12 protein-coding genes are annotated in these 19,238 nt (G+C 39.4%); 5 read left to right on the forward strand and 7 right to left on the reverse strand.

Annotated elements, in window-relative coordinates:
- Positions 1-20: 20 nt before the first annotated feature.
- A complete protein-coding gene (locus tag NOS7524_RS27815; RefSeq protein WP_015138911.1) occupies positions 21-2,969 on the forward strand; it encodes a PAS domain S-box protein in 2,949 nt (982 codons plus the stop codon).
- 319 nt (positions 2,970-3,288) lie between these two features.
- On the opposite strand, the gene NOS7524_RS12835 is transcribed toward NOS7524_RS27815, so the two are convergent.
- Entirely contained in the window at positions 3,289-6,510 is a 3,222-nt protein-coding gene (locus tag NOS7524_RS12835; RefSeq protein WP_041555299.1) for a glycoside hydrolase family 15 protein, read from the reverse strand.
- A gap of 442 nt (positions 6,511-6,952) precedes the next feature.
- Here NOS7524_RS12835 and NOS7524_RS12845 point away from each other — a divergent pair, with 442 nt between their 5' ends.
- Positions 6,953-7,807 carry an HIT family protein gene (locus NOS7524_RS12845; protein ID WP_015138914.1) on the forward strand — a complete coding sequence of 285 codons (855 nt, stop codon included), beginning with the start codon at positions 6,953-6,955 and terminating at the stop codon, positions 7,805-7,807.
- A 258-nt stretch (positions 7,808-8,065) separates the two neighbouring features.
- The gene (locus tag NOS7524_RS12850; RefSeq protein ID WP_015138915.1) at positions 8,066-8,824 is read left to right on the forward strand and encodes an IS630 family transposase; all 759 of its coding nucleotides are present in this window, start codon (positions 8,066-8,068) and stop codon (positions 8,822-8,824) included.
- Positions 8,825-8,916: 92 nt separating this feature from the next.
- Here the strand turns inward: NOS7524_RS12850 and NOS7524_RS30025 are convergent, their stop codons facing one another.
- The 6 genes from NOS7524_RS30025 to phnC form a co-directional block, all read right to left on the reverse strand.
- Complete coding sequence (locus NOS7524_RS30025) at positions 8,917-9,075, reverse strand: hypothetical protein (RefSeq protein ID WP_171815336.1); 159 nt, start codon at positions 9,073-9,075, stop codon at positions 8,917-8,919.
- An 842-nt stretch (positions 9,076-9,917) separates the two neighbouring features.
- The gene (locus NOS7524_RS12860; RefSeq protein ID WP_015138916.1) at positions 9,918-10,424 is read right to left on the reverse strand and encodes a hypothetical protein; all 507 of its coding nucleotides are present in this window, start codon (positions 10,422-10,424) and stop codon (positions 9,918-9,920) included.
- A 287-nt stretch (positions 10,425-10,711) separates the two neighbouring features.
- Complete coding sequence (gene phnE / locus NOS7524_RS12865) at positions 10,712-11,536, reverse strand: phosphonate ABC transporter, permease protein PhnE (RefSeq protein WP_015138917.1); 825 nt, start codon at positions 11,534-11,536, stop codon at positions 10,712-10,714.
- 21 nt (positions 11,537-11,557) lie between these two features.
- Positions 11,558-12,559: a phosphonate ABC transporter substrate-binding protein gene (gene phnD / locus NOS7524_RS12870; protein WP_015138918.1), complete on the reverse strand. Its 1,002-nt coding sequence runs from the start codon at positions 12,557-12,559 to the stop codon at positions 11,558-11,560.
- An 82-nt stretch (positions 12,560-12,641) separates the two neighbouring features.
- On the reverse strand, positions 12,642-13,652 hold the full coding sequence (gene phnD / locus NOS7524_RS12875) for a phosphonate ABC transporter substrate-binding protein (protein WP_015138919.1): 1,011 nt from the start codon (positions 13,650-13,652) through the stop codon (positions 12,642-12,644).
- Between the two features lie 65 nt (positions 13,653-13,717).
- Positions 13,718-14,515 carry a phosphonate ABC transporter ATP-binding protein gene (phnC, locus tag NOS7524_RS12880; RefSeq protein ID WP_015138920.1) on the reverse strand — a complete coding sequence of 266 codons (798 nt, stop codon included), beginning with the start codon at positions 14,513-14,515 and terminating at the stop codon, positions 13,718-13,720.
- A 770-nt stretch (positions 14,516-15,285) separates the two neighbouring features.
- Between phnC and NOS7524_RS12885 the strand changes: the two genes are divergently transcribed.
- Together NOS7524_RS12885 and NOS7524_RS12890 are read left to right on the forward strand one after the other, a co-directional pair.
- The gene (locus tag NOS7524_RS12885; RefSeq protein ID WP_015138921.1) at positions 15,286-16,902 is read left to right on the forward strand and encodes an iron uptake porin; all 1,617 of its coding nucleotides are present in this window, start codon (positions 15,286-15,288) and stop codon (positions 16,900-16,902) included.
- Positions 16,903-18,136: 1,234 nt separating this feature from the next.
- Positions 18,137-19,234: a mechanosensitive ion channel family protein gene (locus NOS7524_RS12890; protein WP_015138922.1), complete on the forward strand. Its 1,098-nt coding sequence runs from the start codon at positions 18,137-18,139 to the stop codon at positions 19,232-19,234.
- The last annotated feature ends 4 nt before the right edge of the window (positions 19,235-19,238 follow it).

Below are 19,238 nucleotides of genomic sequence, written 5' to 3' on the forward strand. Positions count from 1 at the left end.
AGGTTGAGAGGGTGATTGCAGTGAAAACACTCCAAGAACTTGAAAATGAGAATATAGCTTTACGTCACCAAATACAAAATCTAGAAGAAACTTTTAGAGCTATCAAAATGGGTGAAGTAGATGCTTTGGTTGTATCTAGTCCCCAAGGTGAAAAAGTTTTTACCTTGCAAGATGCTGATTATCCTTACCGTGTTTTTGTTCAAGAAATGCACGAAGGCTCTGTAACTCTTGATGAGTATGGAACAATTCTCTACTGTAATCATCATTTAGCAGCAATGCTCAAAAAGCCGTTACAGAAAATTATTGGTTCTAACTTTGAAGAGTACATAGCACCATCAGAAAAACAGGTGTTTAGAGGATTATTTCAACAAGCAAAACAAGTAGTTAATCGCGGTGAGTTAAAATTAATTGCTGATGATGAAACTCAAATACCTGCTTATTTGTCTTTTAAACGTTTGCAAATAGACAATGTAGCAGTTACTTGCTTAGTAGTAACAGATTTAACAGAGCAAAAACGTAACGCAGAAATTGTTGCGTCGGAAAGACTAGCAACTTCGATTCTGGAACAAGCCGTTGAAGCCATCATTGTATGTGATGAAAATGGAAAAATTACTCGTGCAAATCAAGCAGCACAACAACTTTGTGGACAGAATCCATTATTTCAACAATTTGATGTAGCGTTTCCACTCGAATGTAATCATTGTAGTGGTCTTCAAAGGATAGAATCATGTTTGTTTATTAATAGTCAAGAAGTATATCAACAAGAAAATAAACCAAAATTTTTACTATCCAGTTTGCTGAAAGGACAATCTTTTCAAAGTGTAGAAGTATTATTAAATCGAAAAGATGGTAATAAATTCAGTTTACTGTTGGGTGCTTCTGTGCTATTAGATGCAGAAAACCAAATCATTGGTAGTGTGATCACACTAACAAATATCACAGAACGCAAGCAAGTAGAAGAACAAATAGCACAGCTTGTAATTCGTGAGCAAGCTGCTTGTGCAGAAGCGGAAGCGGCTAAACAACGCTTATCAAATATTTTAGAGAGTATTAGTGATGCTTTTATCGCTGTAGATGGTAATTGGTGTTATACCTACGTTAATCAAAAAGCAGCAGAAATTTTTGGTAAAAAACCAGAAGATTTAATTGGTAAAAATATTTGGCAAGAAGTTAGCGAAGACTTCAGACAACGTTATTATCAAACTTATTCTCAAGCTTTGAATGAGCAAAATTTTGTGCAGTTAGAAGCGTATTATCCATCAATTCAGCGTTGGTTTGAAAATCGCATTTATCCGGCTGGAGATGGGATATCAATATTTTTAAAGGAGATAACTCAGCAAAAGCAAACTGAGATGGCTTTAAAAGAAAGTGAGGAGCATTTAAGGCTAGCATTAGAAGCGGCTCAGATGGGAACTTGGGATTGGAATATTACTACTGGCTATCTCAAATGGTCAAACCGTCAACAGCAATTATTTGGTATTACTCCGGGTACTTTTGAAGGTAATTACGAAGCTTTTCTCGCCTGTCTGCACCCAGAAGATAGAGCAGCAATTCACCAAAAAGTCACGGATGCTAAAGATAATAAAACTAAATATTACGTGGAATTTAGAGTTATTTGGAGTGATGCTAGCATTCACTGGATTGCATCTAAAGGCAAATGTATCTATGACGATGAAGGTAGACCAGTACGAATGCTTGGTATTTGTTTGGATATTAGCAATCGCAAACAAGTAGAAGAAATTCTCCACCGTTCCAAAGCAGAATTAGAAATTCAAGTTGCACAGCGAACTGCTGAATTATCACAAGCCAACACACACCTGCATAGATTAATCAATGTCTTAACCACAACTATTAATCAACAGACTAAAATTGAAGCTCAATTGCGTGAAGCAGAACGTCGTTGGCGCAGTTTACTAGAAAATGTGCATTTGTTAGTTGTAGGACTTGATAGTACAGGTAAAGTTGAGTATGTCAATCCTTTCTTTTTAGCATTGAGTGGGTACAGTGAGGAAGAAGTTTTAGGTAAAGATTGGTTCAGTGAGTTTATCCCACAGGAGGAGCAACAGCAAATACACAATTTGTTTGGAGAAATATTAGAGCAAGGATTACATATTCACCATCAGAATCAACTTTTGACAAAATCACAAGTAGAAAAAGTAATTGCTTGGAACAATACACTACTGCGAGATTCACAAGGGCAAATCATCGGTACTATGAGCATTGGTGAAGATGTTACTAAACGTCTGGCATTAGATAAAATTAAAAATGAGTTTGTATCAGTTGTTAGTCATGAACTTCGTACTCCGATGACCTCAATTCAGGGAGGGTTAAACTTGCTTGCCAAAGGTCTAGTCAAACTTGATTCTGATAAAGGTAAACGCATTATTCAAATTGCTTCAGAGAATGCCGAACGCCTAGTAAGATTAGTTAACGATATTCTAGATTTAGATAGGTTACAATCTGGGAAAGTAACTTTAGTTAAACAAACGATTGACGCTAGTGAATTATTATCCAAAGCAGCAGATTTAATGCAATTAATGTTCCAGAAAGCTGAAATTAATTTATCAGTTTCAACCCAATCAATGGAATTATTAGTTGATAAGGATCGTATGATTCAAGTCTTAACAAATCTCTTGAGTAATGCTATTAAGTTCTCTCCTTCAGGTTCTACTGTATGGATGACTGTAGAAAACATTCCAGCAACAGATACTGAAGTTGCATCTGCGTTATTTAAAGTACAAGACCAAGGTAGAGGGATTCCGGCTGACAAAATAGAAGCTATTTTTGAGCGTTTTCATCAAGTAGATGCGTCTGACTCCCGTAAACAAGGAGGAACGGGTTTAGGCCTAGCGATTTGCCGTAGTATCGTAGAGCAACACAACGGACAAATGTGGGTTGATAGTACGGTAGGAGTTGGTAGCAGTTTTTACGTTAAGCTCCCTCTGGGATTAGGGGTTGGCGACAGTTGAGAAGGCAGGAGGCAGAGGGCAGAGGGCAGAAGGGAAACCCCATAAATCAATTTAGGGGATTCACTAAGGACGTAGTATTTCTTGCACTGCGCGTCGCACTTCGTGGCGCTTCTCTACGAGACGCTACGCGTAGCTTGCTTCCACGAAGTGGTACGCTAACGAAATACATATTTTTTGTTTTTTTCATAAATAAATGTAGGGACTTGAAACCCTTTTGGCAGAGGGGAAAAATTATATTTTCTTCCTCCTGCCTCCTGCCTCCTGCCCTCTGCCTTTCTTCGGTAAAAGTTTTCGGAAATTGACAGAACAGGGATAACCACTAACTATTGACTTCCTGCACAAATTCTGTTAAGAATCTGAAAGCCTTGAGAATATAACTGGTGCATTCTCTGGGGGATGTGTTGTAGAAATGTCGCCATGCACTGGCTTTATCTTCATCATAGCGATCGCCTCGTTCTGGATGTCCATCTAACCAAGCTAAACGGACTGCATGACCGATTAACACATCTAAAACGATGTATTCTTCGATTTGGAGGCTGGGGTTTTTAGCAGCGATCGCCGCTAATTCCATGAGTGCTTCAATATTGACGCGGCGATACTCTGGGGCTTCAATTTTATTTAACAAATGCTCAACTAACAGCGCAAAATTCTTTTCCCCAGCCGTCATCTCAGATAACATCACATCACTTTCTAAACGATTGCGACGCTCAAGTTTATCGCCAATGACTACACCTTTGCAGTGTTGCATTAATAGCCACACCTGCTGAAAGAAGTTTTTCGGCACCCGGTTTAATGCACCCTCCGCTTGGCGGAAGCGTCGCCAACCACCCACCGGAACCTCTTGTGCTTCTACTTCTTCCTCAATGACAGGTAACACTACCCAATCAATATCACTTTCTTTTTGCTTGACGTGCAGAGATTCCTGCTGACGCAACAGATTACTCATGCCTGTATAGGCTGTTAATACTTGATGTAAACGGGTTTTGACTTCAAAAGGTGCTAGTTCCATTAAACGTTCATAGGCTTCATCTTGAGTTACCTTTAACTCTCGTGCTAGTTCGCTGGTAATTAATAAGATGAGATAGCCGACTCTCAGAGTCAGTAGCCCTTGAAATAATTCCGGTTCTGATCTGATCAGGATGGCGAGATAAATCAGGATTTCTTGTGTGATCACGCGATCGCGGATATCCTCACGACAGAAGTTGTTAATCTTCTCGAAAATCTCATTATGGGGCATGGGGACATTAATCAGCGATGCTTCACTATAAGCCCTACCGACAGCAATTTGTTTACCCCTCACCAAAATACTCGTCACTGCATCGGACAAACCAATATCCACCATCTGCAATAAACCAGCCGCCCGCCGCACTATCGCCCACAAACCCAATTCTCCGGCTTTGGTGTAGACTTCATCCAATAAATAGGCGACTGTCACTGGATAATCCGTCCCCCCAAACCCGGTGTCAAATTCCAATCCTTGCAACCGAGTTAAAGTCTGCAATAACTCAATTTGCTCGTAGAGATTTTCTGATGAACGCAGAGATGACAGCAAACAACTCAAGTTAGTTTCATATTCCATTTGGAATTCTTGAGTATGCCCCAAACGCCAACTTTTGCCAGGATGATAAGCCAAATAATAGCAATGAGGTGCAGCATCTTGCATCGCTGACTGAGCAAAATCTCCTGAAGGCAGAAAATCAATTCTTTGTATTCCCGCCGTCAGCATCAGTTGATTTAGCCGCCCTAATTTGACTTGCACCCCATTACATACTCCTGCTTTCAACTCCTGCATGAGTTCTAATAAAGCCTGAGAACCAGTTTCTAAGATGGTGTGCGTCAACATTAAAGTTAAAGTGGGACGACCTAAATCACTCCAGTATTTTTGAATATAGGCCAGTTCACCTTTAAGTTCATCCACCAAAAAATGGTGATCAAGAGTTAAATAAAACTGCTGGGAATCCAAAAACGATGGTAAAAATACCACTGTTTCATCTTGAATGCGGAAGATTCTAGATGTCGTCAAACTTCGCAGTCGGCGTATTGGCCGCCCAGTTAAACCGAGTTTATCATTGCGTCCAATTTGGGTGTAAATATGTGAAAGTTCCCCAGCTTTTCTAACTTGAATTGGTTCTACTTGTTTAGGTGTTTGTGTTTCAATGCCATAAACTTCTAGTTCCGCTTGTAAATCCTCATCTTCTGCTAACAGAGCAATCTGCACTACAGCTTCCCGATTTTTACCGACACACAAATGTCTACCTAAAGGGTCAATATCTCCAACCGCCAGCAACCCTTCACTCAACATTTGACCGAGAAAATATAAGCTTTGCGCCCATACCAAGGGGATATTTTCATTCGGTAAACGCGGCTGACTTTGGGGAACTAACTTTTCTGCTTCAACATTTTCGGCGGGAACATAATATAGTTCTGGCAATAAACGTAACCCATCGCGTTCAATGAGTAAGTTTTCTAAACGCTCTTGGTAATATTTAACTTGCTTTTTATCACCACGAAATAACCCATCCAAAGCTAAATAAGTAAAAAACAACGGCCATTCACATTCAATATGCTCAAATTGCTTGAGTTCCCAAGGCTCATAATGTAAGCGGTTGGTGTCTTCTAAAACCGTTTGATGTCCATCCCGCAAAAAGCGTTTACAGCCGTATTTGCCTTGGAGTTTGTTGATAATATCATTGAGAGTGCGTTCTCTTAATGGCACATCTGCCACCGCAAAAGCCGGATAGCTGATAATACTCAACAAAGCCGCATCAATTTCTTTAGAAGCAGATTCCCTCGGTAATAGTGATTCTAAAGTAATGCGAGCGCGAGCAATTTCATCTGGCAAAACATGAATGACTGAAGCTTGGCTTCCCCACACTCCAAATAAATCCAGTCCATTCATTGCTTCTAAGGCAGCTTTCGCCATCCCTACAGAACTAGCGTTTAACTCAGCATTACCGTGATTAATTTTATTTCCCCGTTCCCAAATACCATAATCGGGGGTGCGGTAAGCTCGTCCAATGTAATAAACCAAATTTTGGACGAAATTTACCTCATCAACGGTGTAAGTTATCTGCAATCCTGAAGCGGTCATTTGTGCCAACATCAACAAAAATATAGATGTAGCATCTAATTGCAGATGTCCCCATTCGTCATCACCAACTACAATATCGCCGGTAGTTGTGTTGTATTTGGCGTGTAAGCCATCTAAGAGTGACTGAGTATGTTTAAACTGCTCTACTTTGTGGGATTGTCGCATCATAGCAAACAACAACCCACGCATCAGCTTCACTACACTGTGTTCTAATTCGTAGGTGCGTCCCTTGTCTTCATCCACCTTGCGATATGCCAGGGCTAAACCCCAAACTGCCAAAATGCTGTAAACATTGTCTCTCACCCAAGCGTCTGTATAATCACCGTGAGCCGTGATTGCTGTACTCGCAGGTAGCAACCCAGTGATGGGATTCTGACGCGTCAGAATAATAGATTTGATTTGCTGGTAGTAAAACTCCAGTCGAGCTTGTAATTCGGTGGCTGTTTTCATCATCTCATTGATTGCAGCTTGCGGAATTCGACCCTGTAGCCGTTAATTGAATTATGTCAGCCAAGCCAGAACAAGTTCTGTAATGGACGATGGTATTACAGCTGAGGTCGATGGGGATTTTATATTATCTCTTGTTCGTGAGCATTTAGTTACAAAATTGTTAAGAAGTCTTGAAAAAGAGGGGTTGGGGATTGGGGATTGGGGATTGGGGATTGGGGACTGGGGACTGGGGATTGGGGATTGGGGACTGGGGATTGGGAAGACTCTCCCTTGTCTCCCTTGTCTCCCTTGTCTCCCTTGTCTCCCTCATCCCCCTCATCCCCCTCATCCCCTCTGCTCCCCTGCCCCAATTCCTCTTCTTCTCCCAATGCCCCATGCCCACTGTTCCGCAGATTTGGTATCAATTGTGCTAAGACAGGGGGAATACAAATATTGAATCACCATGCAACAGCAAAAAAATCAATTCAGCCATCTCACGGCTATTGAAAGGAATTACCTGTCATTTCCTGCCCAGTTTTTATTAAGTCAAAACCTGCTACAAGGTAAAATCCTAGATTTTGGTTGTGGTTGCGGTAATGATGTGAAATTATTGCGTCAAAAAGGCTGTGATATTACAGGCTATGATCCTTATTATTTTCCACAATATCCCCATGAGCAATTTGACACTATCATGTGCTTTTATGTCTTAAATGTTTTGTTTCCTGAAGACCAAGTTAATGTCCTTATGGAAGTGTCGCACTTATTAAAACCAGGCGGTAAAGCTTACTATGCCGTCAGAAGGGATATCAAAAAAGAAGGTTTTAGAGAGCATTACGTCCACAAAAAGCCTACTTATCAGTGTATTGTTAAACTGCCGTTTCATTCAATTTATGTAGATGAAGGTCGAGAATTATATGAGTATATTGCTTATAATTACCAGCGTCATTCATCTCATAATTGTATATTTTGTAATCCCCGTAAAAATCTTAAGCTATTAACTGAATCGGCAAACGCTTATGCTATATTTGATGGTTATCCTATCAGCAAAGGTCACGTTTTGGTAATTCCTAAACGTCATGTGAGTAATTATTTTGAGCTACCCTTCCCAGAACAATCCGCTTGCTGGTTGATGGTAAATAAAGTCCAAGAAATGCTTCAAGCCGAATTTGCTCCTGATGGTTTTAATGTAGGTATGAATGTTAATCGAGCCGCAGGACAAAATATTATGCACACCAGTATCCATATCATCCCTCGTTATCAAGGTGAGACTGTCGGGACTAAAGGTGGTATCAGAAATGTCATTCCTCAAAGGAAATAGTTTGTTTTGTAAACGCTGAAACGCAGACAAGCTAGCACAACTGAAAACTCAGACTTGGAAAAACTTCATCAATACTTAGAATTATTGATACCTATTCTTCATATTACTGTTGTTAAATCTAAAGAATGACCAACAATCATTCCCAAGACTCAATAGCATTACTAACTAATTAAGTAGATTGTAGATATGGCGACCTTTTATACCAATTCACGAAAAGTATGATACAGATAAATAAGGAATAAATATTAACGAGCAAAGATGGCTGGAGTAACCAAAGTAGAAATAAAAGAGTCAGTAGAGGAATTACATGAGTTGCTCTTAAAACAAAAAACAGCATCAAGTTTTGAACGGATTCAAGCTTTGTATTTGCTGAAAATAGGACAAGTGAAAACAATACAAGATGTAGCGGTGGTAGTAGGAAGGGCAAGGGTAACGGTACAAAGATGGTTAAAAAATTATCAAGAGTCGGGAATCAAGGGTCTATTAACAACTCTAAAGAGTCCAGGGCGACCTGCAATAATTAGCTTACAAGTAAGAGAGCAGCTAGACAAAGAGCTTCAAGAATCGGAGGGATTCAAAAGTTATGAGGAAATCCGAACATGGTTAAAAGCAGTAGAAGGGATAGAAGCATCATATAAAGTAGTACATGATACAGTGCGCTATCAAATGAAAGCAAAGCTAAAAGTGCCGCGAGCAGTAGGTATTAAATACGATAGCGAAGCAGAATCAGAATTTAAAAAAACTGCCACAATACCTAGAAGTAATAAAAAACACGTCATAGCACCAGTAGATAGGCAAAAAACAATGAGATATTGGTGTGGGGACGAAAGCCGTGTGGGATTGAAGACTGAAGCTGGGAGACTAATTACTAAAAAAGGAGTCAAGCCCATCGGCATTATGCAATGGAAGCGGGATAATTTTTACTTATATGGATTAGTGGAACCCTTAACTGGAGAGTATTTTATCTGGGAATTCTCTCATTTGAATACAGCCTGTTTCAATATTTTTTTAGCTTGAACTGACAGAAGCCTCTCACTTACCGCAATAGCGGAAGTGATGAGATGAATGGCAGGGCGGTGAGGAGTCCCACCCCCGACCAATAACGACTATCACTCGTTGAGGGAGTGGGGTGGGCGACGAATCGCCAAACTTTGGACTAAGGTTCTCAACGCTTCAGACATCGGGATATCCAGAGTCTCTGCGAACTCTTTTAAAAGTCCCAATTCCCTGTCGTTAAGTCTTGTTTCAACCCTGTGTTTTCTTGACATAATTACGACAAATCACCGTAACCATGATATACTTAAGTCGTACAGGTTTAATCAAATTAATAGCTAACCGCTTCCTGTGCGCCGAACCTTGACAACTCAGAGTATGGGGTTCTACCCAGTAACAGACATTTGTTTGTCGCTTCTGTGGGTAGGTAAAACTCTGACAGTACAAAGGATTGAACATTTTTGTACTTGTTCAAGTCTGCGGAGGGGCATCTCGTGGACTCAAAACAAAGCTCATCGCCTCCGTTCGCGTAGCGTCTCCGTCAGGAGAAGCAATAGCTGGATTGGATGAGAAGCCCACACTGTATGCTTGCATCAGTGTGGGAGTATGTCACTAAAAGTAGTTTATTCTCAAGTTAAAGTAAACGGCAAAATCGAGTTAATACCTCTAGAACTATACGCCGATGGTTCACTCAAGCGGTCTATTGGTTAAATACAATTAGGGACTTCCAAATCAGACAATATCCCATATATATGGTGCGTCAGCCAGAAAAACCCTTGACACACAAAGAAATTACTCATACTGACGCACCCTACTAACTCCAGATTTAATGGATCAGGAACTAATATTTTTGACAAAAAAAAACCAGCACTCATATGTGTGCTAGCCAGGATTATAGCTGTAGCCAATGAGATTAGGACATTAGGAAATCATAAAACCATTACCATCAGAGGCTTTTAAACCTATCACCTGTCACCTATCACCTGTCACCTGTCACCTGTCACCTGTCACCTGTCACCTGTCACCTGTCCCCTGCCATAGCTGCTGGATTTTCATTTTTTAATTTTGCCACCTTGCTGAGTATCAATCGGACAAGGTGACTTTTAACATCCTAAATTCAGTCTTCCATAGCTACTGTGTCATCTTCGTCATCTAAATATTCTTCCTCATCGGATTCTTGGAATGCAGCAGTGACTTCTTGAATGATTTCTTGTGCTTCTTCATCCTTGAGTTTCAAGGCTTCTTGGAGTTTTTTCAGGTAAGGTTGCTTGTCTTGGGGAATTACCAGTTCTTCTGGATCTAAGAGTACCACCACTCCAGCCGCGAAACCATCCCAAATCATGTCTTCAGATAGGACTTGAGTGGCTGTATTTAATAAAGCCCCAACTCCCTCCTCTTCTGCACTGGCAATGAGATCGTCAACTATTTCGACGATCTCGTCTTCTGTATATTCTGCAAAAACCTCGAATTCCCAAAGAATACCTGCTAAACCTTCGGCATCGACTTCATCAATAGAAGAGTCAGCGATCGCACTCACAACTGCGATCGCCGCTACTGCTTCCTCTGAACTCAATGATTCTTCTAGGGTCTGTGTTGATGCAAAAACCTGCTCATAATTAGACATAATTGCTTCCTTTTGCGAAAAAATACACAAAGGCTCAACTAGCTCGCACAAAAAACCTGGGGTTATTTCACTATGGTATTTGTACGGTCTTAGCAAATCATTACTACCATACCCTCTAGGTTTTATTCTCTAGCAGGTGAATTATTTTCTGAAATATTTAGTATCAGTTACTCGTTAGGGTGTAGGGGTGTAGGGGTAAAAGAAATGATGATTTCGATGTTGGTTTTATGTGATCACCCATTCCTTGATTAAAAACTCTCTTCTAATACCCAGTCCCCAATCCCCTACTAAACTAGCCAAGCTCTCACCCTGGCAGATAGGAAGTCAATGGTAGCAGTGGCAACTATTAAAATAATTAAAATGGCGCAAACCTTTTGATATTGGAATGATCCGAAGCTCTGATATAGAGAAACCCCAATTCCTCCAGCACCGACAATGCCTAAAACAGAAGCCGATCGCACATTGGATTCAAAGCGATATAAGGTAAAAGAAGTCCACAAAGGCAAAACTTGGGGAATGACACCAAAGATTACTTCTTGCAGTTGATTTGCACCAGTCGCCCTAATGCCTTCAACTGGTCCCGGATCAATTGCTTCGACTGCTTCTGAAAATAACTTTCCTAAAGCTCCGGCTGTGTGGACAAATAACGCCAATACCCCAGCAAATGGCCCCAATCCCACAGCTACGACAAAGATGAGTGCGAAGACAATTTCGTTGATGGCACGCATGGCATCTAAAACGCGGCGTGTCGGTTGTACAATCCACACAGGACACATATTACTTGATGCTAAAATTGATAAAGGAACAGCTGCGATCGCCGCTATTAAAGTTCCCCAAATCCCCATTGATATAGTAATAATCGTTTCTGATAAATAATACTTCCAATCGCTAAAGTCTGGTGGAAAATATGCACGGATATATTCCACCATGTTATTTCCGCGTTGCAGCAGTACAGGGAAATTCAACTCACTTTGATAATAGGCAAAAATCAATACAGCAGCGATCGCTACAAGAAATAAAACTTTTTTGGTAGTTAAAAGTTTTGCTTCCTGCTCTAACATTGCTACTACCGTAGGCGATGGGTTAGTAATAATATGATTTCGTGACTGCATTTTTATACCTATAAATTTAGTTTATTGAATTTCTTTCAGTTGCTGATTGAGTTCTGCTATTTTCTGCTGTTTTTCTTGCTCACTAAGATTTTCTTTGGCTTGAGTCTCTTGGATTTGTTTGGCAATTTCCAACTCTCGAATTGTGTGCCAATTTTTGTCTTCAGCAGGTACAAAACCAGAAATTTCAAATGGTTCTAAAACTTTAGCGTCTTTGTAGTTATAGAAAAAATTTTGCAATTTCTTTTTGATATCTGCTGGTAAATCTCGACGATAAACAATTGGATCACTAGGAATTAGCGGTGATTGCCAAATGATTTCAATCTTCTGTCTAGCTGTAGGATTGGTTCTTTCTAGACGCTTTAATGCTTCATTACTAACGGTAGCTACGTCTACTTGTTTATTTGCTACAGCCAAAGCACTAGCTTCATGACTACCAGCAAAAATTAAGCGTTTAAAAGCTTTTTTGGGATCAACATTATTTTTATTAAAAACATAGTAACTGGGAACTAAAAATCCAGAAGTAGAATTAGGATCATTAAATGCAAAAGTCAGCTTGGCAGCGTTTTGAATTACATATTTATCGCCGCCTGCTGCTATAGCTTCTGCTGTGATGGGGTTATCTTTATTAGCAATTAAATGTGAATAGTAACCCTTACTACCATCTGCACTGACAACCTGAGCAAAAGCTTCAGCCTCAGCAACTTTTGCTGCTTCAATATAAGATTTGCCACCTAACCAAGCTGCCTGCACTTTCCCAAAGCGCATGGCTTCGATGACTGCTGCATACTGTGTAACATAAAAGGGTTTAATAGGAATCCCAATCTCTTTTGACATAGCAGCAGCAAAAGGTTCCCATAAAGGTTTTTGATTAGACTGAGATTCTGTAGACAGAACCCCAAAGTTAATTTCTTTAATTGCTGCGTCACTGTTATCAGTATTAGAAGTACAAGCTGAAAGTATCTTGGCACTAGCCAAAGATATGGTAAACAAAGAACCCTGCTGAATAAATAACCTTCTGTCCATAAATTTATCTGTGGCATTCCAGTAAAAATATCAAGACTACTGCACATATAGTTATTGTCTGCAATAGTCATCAAAACTAAAACTAACGTCTTTGTAATGCGCGTAATTGATTATTGAGATTATTTAGTTTCTGCTTCTCCTCATTACTCAATCTAGGTTTAGACTGCAATTCTAAAACCTGTTTAGCAATGTCTAGTTCTCGAATAGGATTCCATGTTTTATCATTAGCTGGAACTAAAGCTGACCACTGCAAAGGTTCAAGAATCTTTCTGTCTTTAAAAGTGTAGAAGAAATTACGCAATTTCCGTTTAATATCTGCTGGTAAATCCTTGCGATAAGCAATGGGATCACTAGGAATAATTGGTGATGTCCAAATAATTTCAATCTTTTTATATGCGGCAGGATTAGTTTTTTCTAATCTCTCTAAAGACTCATTATTATTTGTAGCTACATCTATCTGCTTATTAGCTACTGCTAAGGCTGTTGCTTCATGACTACCAGAAAAAATTAACCGTTTAAAAATTTTCTTGGGATCAACTTTATTTTTGGCGAATACATAGTAACTTGGTACTAAAAATCCAGAAGTGGAGTTGGGATCGTTGAAAGCGAAAGTTAACTTAGCAGCATTTTGAATGACATACTTATCACCACCTTGTCTTTTCGCTGCTGCTGCGATGGGATTATCTCGATTAGTAATTAAGTGAGAGTAGTAGCCTTTCTTGCCATCTGTGCCAACAGTTTGAGCGAAGGCTTCGGCATTAGCTATTCTGGCAGCTTCAATATAAGATTTACCACCATACCAAGCTATGTGTACTTGACCAAAGCGCATAGCTTCAATTACGCCTGCATATTGGGTAGCATAAAAGGCTTTAACGGGAATACCTATAGACTTTGATAAAGCAGCAATAAAAGGTTCCCACAAAGGTCTTTGATTAGCTTGAGATTCTGTAGAAATAATCCCAAAGTTCAGTTCTTTAATTGATGCTGCTTGTGCTGGTTCAATCCAGTTATTGGTAATAGTAGAAATCGTTTGAGTTCCTAAGAAAGATGCACCAAATAAGGCAGATCGTTCTAGAAATATTCTTCTTTTCATAGCTAATTCCTAGTTAATTAGATGTTTTAGGCAAAAAATATCTAAAACTTTGCTTCTAGTGGGAATTACACAAGCAGTTCCCCATGTCCTCGCAGCACCAATTCTTCTGCGGCTGTACCGTAAATTTCATTGAGTTTATGATCATCAAGTTCTACGGTTGCACCATCAAACATGACTTCGCCATCTCGTAGCGCGATCGCTCGATCAAAGTAGCGCCGCACCATCTGAATTTGGTGGAGGGAAACGACTACGGTAATTCCGCTCTGGCGATTTAACTGCACGAGTAATTCCATGACTTTCCGCGCTGATTCGGGATCGAGAGAGGCGATTGGTTCGTCTGCCAGGATGATTTTCGCGCCTTGGACTAAACAACGCGCGATCGCTACTCTCTGCTGTTGTCCCCCAGACAACATGGAAGCTCGTTTATAAGCTTGTTCTAAAATACCTACTCTCTCTAGTGCTGCCAGAGCTTGCAGTTTTTCTGTTTTACTAAATAAATGTAATGCTGAACGTATAAAAGATAATCTTGCTAAGTTTCCCACTAAAACATTTTCAATAACGGTCAATCTATTGACTAAATTAAACTGTTGAAAAATACAGCCTATCTGACTGCGTAAATGCCTAATTCTAGAATGCAATTTACCCTGACTTTGCAGAACCATACCAAAAACGAAAATAGCTCCGGCATCTCCAACTTGCAAGCCATTGATATGCCGCAGGAGTGTAGATTTTCCTGAGCCAGATGCACCTACAAGCGCCACCATTTCGCCCTCATTGATAGTACAGCATACTTTCTGTAGTGCTGACTTACCTTTAAAACTTTTAGACAGGTTACTAATTTCTATAGCCACTGTGTTCGCCATTTTTCGACATTATTTATGCCCTTCAATTGACGGTAAAGTTATTTGGTTAAGACGTAATTAAGAATAGGCTAATTCTAGATTTAGATAGGATAACTATCTATCTAAAAGCAGAGTTAATTTCTTACTATAGCAGGATAGACATTGATAGTCTAAAAGTCAAACTTTCTTAAATTGATAGAGATAGATTATTTTTAAATTAAGCTTTGGTTAACTAAAGGTAAAGCTTGCTATTAATTATATATTTTTTTATTTGTATAAATTATGTAATTTATCTCATCTAGTTACTAGAGCGTTTCTCCCAGCTAATGATTGATGATTGCTATACTTAACATCTTGCAACATTGCCAATTTTATCAGGTGGGCAATGCTGAAAATTAACTCCAGCCACGATTTTTACATCGTCGGCATTGCCCAACCTACGATGATTGAGAATAGTGCAAGATATTGGCGTAGATAAAGTTTAAGAAAAAGTTATCTTTTTGATTAAAAATAGGTAAAGTATGCTAATTATCTTTATTTAATAACAAAGAGAAATATCAATAAACATTCTTGTTTTAAGGCTGTTAAAATCAAACTTGTCAAAACTGAATAACCAAGATTAAATTCCCTGACACCTAAATTTTAGTTGTTGTTATGGAAGATAAAACTACAATTCACTTATTTGCTTCATTGTGCATCTAATGTGGATTTACCAACAATTTTAGGCTGCACTTAATTGTGGGAGCAACCTTGATATTTCAGCAGTCAATACCAGGTGTGAGGATATTTTCATGCAGAAGTTTTGGTTAAATTCTTTGTTATTTAGTCCAACGATTCTGAGTATATTCATAGTTGCAGTTCCAGGAATTACATCTGAAGTACCTACAAATCAAGTTTCTAGCAACGCAGACAGCCTGGGACAAGTAACTTCAGTATCCCAATTGTCCGATGTCAACCCATCCGATTGGGCATTCCAAGCACTACAATCTCTCGTTGAGCGATATGGTTGCATTGCAGGCTATCCTAACCAAACTTACCGAGGTAATCGTGCTTTAACTCGCTATGAGTTTGCCGCCGGTTTAAATGCTTGTCTAGACCAGATTAATCAACTAATTACTACCAGTACAGGTGAACTAGCAACTAAAGAAGATTTAGCAACACTGCAAAAACTGCAAGAGGAGTATGCAGAGGAGTTGCAAACTGTGCGAGGTCAAGTTGATGCCCTAGAAGCACGTACCGCCACTTTAGAATCTCGGCAATTCTCTACAACTACTAAACTGCGGGGAGAAGCAATTTTTGGACTGGCTGGTGTGTTTGGTTCAGATAGAGCCATTAATACCGATGCCCAAAATCGTGGTACTACCAGAACAGACCTTGATGAAAATGTGATTTTTGCCGATCGCATCCGGTTGAACTTTGACACTAGCTTCACTGGTAAAGACCGGTTGAGAGTGAGGTTACAAGGAAGAAACATCACCCCGTTTAATACAGCCGTAACTGGTACTAACCAAACTCGTTTAGGGTTTGATGGTAATGAATCCAACGATGTCAGCATAGCAACTCTATTTTATCGTTTTCCCGTCAGCGACTCCACAACCCTCAACATCGCAACCGAAGGGTTGGAATATATTGATGAAGTACCTGCTCTCAGTCGCAACTTCGACTCTAGTGGTTCAGGTGCGCTATCTCGTTTTGGACGTTATAACCCAACTTATCGCGCTACAGAAGGGCCGGGTATCATTATTAATCACAAATTCAATGATGCTCTGACTCTAACTGCGGGTTACGTTGTGCCGTCGGGTGTTGGTAATGACCCCAGTAACGGCAGAGGAATGTTTAATGGTAGTTATTCCGCATTAGGACAACTGACTTTCCAGCCAAGCTCACAATTAAGTTTGGCTTTTACTTATGTCAATGCCTATTACACCAACGGTAGCGGAGTCACAGGTAGCACTGGTACTGGTTTTGCTAATAACCCATTCAACGGGGCGCGAACCTCTGTGAATAATTACAGTGTTAGTGCCAATTACAAATTCAGTCCTAAATTTACCCTCACAGCTTGGGGCGGTTACACCAATGCTCAAGCTGAGAATACAGCCGTTGCTAGGAGCAATGCAGATATTTGGAACTGGGCAGTGCAGCTAGGCCTTCCCGATTTTGGTCGGGAGGGAAATTTTGCTGGTATTGTGTTTGGTGCGCCGCCTTACGTTGCTGAAAATCAGTTCGTGAGTGGTGCTAATCGCCGCCAAGATGGTGATGTCTCTTATCATTTAGAAGCCTTCTATAGATATAAGCTGAATGACAACATTGCTATTACTCCAGGATTAATCACTATCTTTAATCCTGAAGGTAATAGCGAAAACCCTAACATCTATGTGGGAGTAGTGCGTACCACTTTTACCTTCTAGGGTGAACAAGGTGCGTCAGTCAGAGAAACCCTTGATATACCGATAAATTATTCGTACTGACGCACCATACATATTGGATATTTTTGATTTGGAAGTCCCTGAGCGTAAAAATACGGCGATATTTGTAAACAAGCTACAAATATCGCCGTATTTATATCTAAATGCTCTAGAAATTATGACTGTATTCTGCTAAAAACAGCCTCAATATTAGGCTCGTTAAACTGATTATTTCAGGCATAAATTCTATTAATGTAGCCATGCCAACAATTTTTATAACCTCATTAGCTTAGAATGATAAATTGTGTCCAATTAGGGAAGATTGCCGACTAAATTTTTAGATAGATTTTTTAGTCAAGTTTTACTTATTTGGTCTAATATAGAATAACAGCAGTTCCAAAAATAGTGATCATAGTCATTGGCTAAGAAATGCTAGCTACCTGGTTAATGCTGCTGAACTATCCAGCAGTTGAGGGTTAGCAGCATAGACAAAGCTTTGGTGAAAAGCTAGTCAAAAACATGACCAGTGTAATTCATCACTGTGACTTAGCCGCCTACCTCAACAGAGTTGGGGGACGTTTACCGATAAAAAAGAATGGGCTACGCCTAGACTTTGCGAACAGCAGCCAGAAGTCATATTGAAATCTGTGCTACTGATAATTCGTTATAGGTATATGTTGGCATCAAATCTAATATTTGATGATCTAGCTAACGAGAATTGCTTCCCAAAAAGGGTTGTATTTGTTCTCTTTTGATGAAAACTTTTGACTTTTGTTCAAAAGTTGCATTTATTTTTCAGGTCAATCGATGTTCTAGATTGTCTGAGGTGAGTTACATCTAGACTAACCTCTAACTAGAAGCTTCATCAGTATAGTGACCTAATTATCATTCATTCATCCAAATTTTGGGTGAAAAGTTGTTTTTGCTGCATTTCAGTTAGGGAATGTACTGTTTCAACTTGTCATAATTTTACTTGTTAACTTCTCACACACTCTAATTTCCCTAAAGGTCATGAATGATTTTGAATTTATATCTACTATCTGTATCGTAGCCGTAGTCTACCTTTCCAGCGTTTACTTGTGGCTCTCACTTTCTCAGCACTTAAATGAGTGAACCGACTGTTGTACAATGCACTATAAATCATGATTAGGTCTCTAATTATTAGAGATCCTTCTTCATGTCATGGCAAATAATGTAGAGATTTGCCAAACAGTTGCTTGTGCCATAATTGAGATAAATGTTGACTTTTTTACCAGAAATTCTGACAAGTGGAGAGCTACAAATTGGTTTACTTGGTCTAGTGGGAGGATTTTGTATATTTTTAGGAGGACGTTTATTTATTGACCAAATCAAGATATTTTGGCAGAATCTATTTAAACTACAACTGAGTGACCCTTATCAAAAGTTAATCAAGCCAAATGAGGGCTTAATCACTGTCGTTAGTATAATTGGTATTATTGAGACGATTACAGTTATTTTTCCCAAAAATCAGTGGACTAATTCCTTTGAAATTATCACTAGCTTAATATTAGCGATCGCAGCCAGTTGGTTAGCATCACAATTATTTAAAAACTTCTTTGATTTCTATCTATTAAACGCTGCCTTCAAGAGTGGGCAAAAAATCAGTAGCGAGTTACTAATTCTCTTCAAGTGGTTAGCTAATCTGATTATTGTCTTCTTAGCCATTCTCATTTACGCCCAAACACATCAAATTAATGTTTTCGGCTTACTAGCGAGTTTAGGAATTGGTGGTTTAGCAGTAGCCTTTGCCGCCCAAAAAACATTAGAACAAGTTTTAGGGGGAATTGTTCTCTATCTGGATAGACCTTTTGTAATTGATGATTATATTGGTTTACCCGATGGTACTTTTGGCAGAGTTGAGTCTATAGGCTTGAGGTCTACCCGCATTAGAACTTCTGGGAAAGGCACATTAGTTATAGTTCCCAACAGTTCCTTGACACAAGTGAATATTGAAAACTTCACTGGTGCTAAGAAACTCATGTCTATTCTTTATTTAAAATTCTTTCGCGTGATTAGTAGTGAAGAAAGAGCCTTAATTCGTCAGGTAATTATCAATAGTAGCAATGATATTTTCGGTATCGACTCCCGCAATACAGAAGTTACTTTTAAAAATATTAATTCCTTAGCAGATGTAGAGATTACCCAAGCACAAGTTGCTTTCTTTATTTTAGGGACTGGAGATGTATCAATGGAATTGCGTCGTCAACTGCTAGACTTGGCTACTCAAAGCATCACTCAATATTTAAAAGAATATGGTATTGCCTTTGAGATAGAAGAACCAACAATTTATGTTGACTCACCGATTACAATTTAGCAAT

This window comes from Nostoc sp. PCC 7524, from assembly GCF_000316645.1.
Taxonomy (GTDB): domain Bacteria; phylum Cyanobacteriota; class Cyanobacteriia; order Cyanobacteriales; family Nostocaceae; genus Trichormus.

Coding starts and splice junctions, on each gene's coding strand:
- NOS7524_RS12860 (WP_015138916.1), bottom strand. CDS start 10,424: ATGTCTAATTATGAGCAGGTTTTTGCATCAACACAGACCCTAGAAGAA.
- phnE (WP_015138917.1), bottom strand. CDS start 11,536: ATGCAGTCACGAAATCATATTATTACTAACCCATCGCCTACGGTAGTA.
- NOS7524_RS12845 (WP_015138914.1), top strand. CDS start 6,953: ATGCAACAGCAAAAAAATCAATTCAGCCATCTCACGGCTATTGAAAGG.
- NOS7524_RS12835 (WP_041555299.1), bottom strand. CDS start 6,510: ATGAAAACAGCCACCGAATTACAAGCTCGACTGGAGTTTTACTACCAG.
- phnC (WP_015138920.1), bottom strand. CDS start 14,515: ATGGCGAACACAGTGGCTATAGAAATTAGTAACCTGTCTAAAAGTTTT.
- NOS7524_RS12885 (WP_015138921.1), top strand. CDS start 15,286: ATGCAGAAGTTTTGGTTAAATTCTTTGTTATTTAGTCCAACGATTCTG.
- NOS7524_RS12850 (WP_015138915.1), top strand. CDS start 8,066: ATGGCTGGAGTAACCAAAGTAGAAATAAAAGAGTCAGTAGAGGAATTA.
- phnD (WP_015138918.1), bottom strand. CDS start 12,559: ATGGACAGAAGGTTATTTATTCAGCAGGGTTCTTTGTTTACCATATCT.
- NOS7524_RS12890 (WP_015138922.1), top strand. CDS start 18,137: ATGTTGACTTTTTTACCAGAAATTCTGACAAGTGGAGAGCTACAAATT.
- NOS7524_RS30025 (WP_171815336.1), bottom strand. CDS start 9,075: ATGTCAAGAAAACACAGGGTTGAAACAAGACTTAACGACAGGGAATTG.
- phnD (WP_015138919.1), bottom strand. CDS start 13,652: ATGAAAAGAAGAATATTTCTAGAACGATCTGCCTTATTTGGTGCATCT.